2 protein-coding genes and 1 pseudogene are annotated in these 1,809 nt (G+C 73.7%); 1 reads left to right on the top strand and 2 read right to left on the bottom strand.

The features are described 5' to 3' along the window. Positions 1–672 (bottom strand): chorismate-binding protein (locus C1I95_RS33695; RefSeq protein WP_199524037.1); only part of this gene is annotated, 672 nt, incomplete at its 3' end. 96 nt (positions 673–768) lie between these two features. Between C1I95_RS33695 and C1I95_RS33690 the strand changes: the two genes are divergently transcribed. Next, complete coding sequence (locus tag C1I95_RS33690; RefSeq protein WP_111220134.1) at positions 769–969, top strand: DUF5999 family protein; 201 nt, start codon at positions 769–771, stop codon at positions 967–969. A gap of 122 nt (positions 970–1,091) precedes the next feature. Here C1I95_RS33690 and C1I95_RS33685 read toward each other — a convergent pair. After that, positions 1,092–1,809 (bottom strand): annotated as a pseudogene (locus C1I95_RS33685) (glycine dehydrogenase (aminomethyl-transferring)); the annotation flags it as partial.

Genomic DNA, 1,809 nt, shown 5'->3' with positions numbered 1-1,809 from the left:
GCCGCGGACCTCGATCAGGGTTTCCGGACTGGCGCAGCCGATGGCCCAGCCGGCGCCGGTGAGCACGCCGCCGTAGCGGGCGCCGGGCAGCCGGCCCAGGCGGGCCAGGGCCGGCAGCGGGTCGCCGGTGTAGGGGGCGGCGGCATGGCCGACCAGGTTGACCTGGTAGACCTCGCCGTGGCCGATGGCCTCGCGGACGGCGTCGACCGCGTCGGCGTGCTGGCGTCGGGTCCAGCTTTCGGTCCACGGGCCGCGCCACCAGCCGGCGGGTGCGGCCGGGCCGGTCGGAGGCGCGTCGGTGTGGCCGTAGACGACGACCGCGACCTCGGGCAGGTCGGCCGGGTTTGCCGCGCCGACGGCGCCCCGGGCCAGCAGCGCGCCGGCCGCGGCGGAGACGTAGAGGGCGGCGCCGCAGACACCGTCGGGGTCGTGGTGGCGGGGTGCCGGGCGGGCCAGGTCGTGCAGGTGCAGGCCGTGGGCGGCGAGGAACTCCTCGGTACGCGCGGCCGGGTCGCCGCCGTCGGTCGGGCGCCACTCCCAGCGGGCGCGTTCGACGAGCCGACCCCGGCACCGGGCGGGTGCGGCGGGCGGATCGACCACCATCCGTGGGAGCGCTTCCACGACGTCCGGGCGATTCATACTCATCCGTTCAGCGGATTTCCCACGCACCACGCGCACACCTGCTCGATGCGGCGTGCTTTCGCTTGGTACTGTGCGTCACTGGTCATGTGAACCATGACACAGTGCCCCCACAGTCCGGAGAACCCGATGTGCCAGCACCAACCCACCTGCCCCTCCGCCGAAGCTACCGACCGGGAAGCCGCCAGGGTCATCGCCTGCTTCCCTGAGCAGGGTTGGAGCCTGCTCTGCAATGGCGTCATCGTCTTCGAGGACACCGGCGAACTGTTGCCCGACGGCAGCAGCATCGCTCCGCACCGCGGCCCCGCCCGACACGCGCTCGCCGCCTGAGACAATCACGATCCGTCACGACATTTCCCGCGCCGACCAAGGCTAGTCCCCCGGTCAGGGACCAGCACGACCAGGTCGGCGCGCAGCCGGGGCGGCCCTGACCGCCCCGGCCCGGCTGGCCGTCAGCCCTCGTACGCCTCCGGCGCCGGACACGAACACACCAGGTTCCGGTCGCCGTACCCGCCGTCGACCCGACGCACCGGCGGCCAGTACTTCCCCATCCGGTCCACACCGGCCGGGTAGCCACCCACCGACCGCGGGTACGGGTGCGGCCACTCGTCACCGGCCACCATCACCGCCGTGTGCGGCGCGTTCGCGAGGGGATTGTCCCCCGCCGGCCACTCACCCGAGCCGACCTTGTCGACCTCCGCCCGGATGGCGATCATCGCGTCGCAGAACCGGTCCAGCTCGGCCAGGTCCTCACTCTCGGTCGGCTCCACCATCAGCGTCCCGGCCACCGGGAACGACATCGTCGGCGCGTGGAAGCCGTAGTCGATCAGCCGCTTGGCCACGTCGTCCACGCTCACCCCGGTCGCCTTCGTCAACGGCCGCAGGTCCAGGATGCACTCGTGGGCCACCAGGCCCTTGTTGCCCGCGTACAGCACCGGGAAGTGCCCACGCAGCCGTGCCGCCACGTAGTTCGCGGCCAGCACCGCCACCCCGGTGGCCCGGGCCAGCCCGTCGGCACCCATCATCCGCAGGTACGCCCACGGGATCGGCAGGATCCCCGCCGACCCGTACCGGGCCGCCGAGATCGCCGGCCGGCCGTCGACCGGTACGCCCGCCGGGTCACCCGGCAGGAACGGCGCCAGATGGGCGCGCACCGCCACCGGCCCCACC

The organism is Micromonospora craterilacus (assembly GCF_003236315.1).
Taxonomy (GTDB): Bacteria; Actinomycetota; Actinomycetes; order Mycobacteriales; family Micromonosporaceae; genus Micromonospora; species Micromonospora craterilacus.
This window is presented reverse-complemented; position numbering and strand designations above follow the sequence as displayed.

What these genes read in the sequence shown, in the direction of transcription:
- C1I95_RS33690 (WP_111220134.1), top strand. Translation starts at nt 769, where the DNA reads ATGTGCCAGCACCAACCCACCTGCCCCTCCGCCGAAGCTACCGACCGG.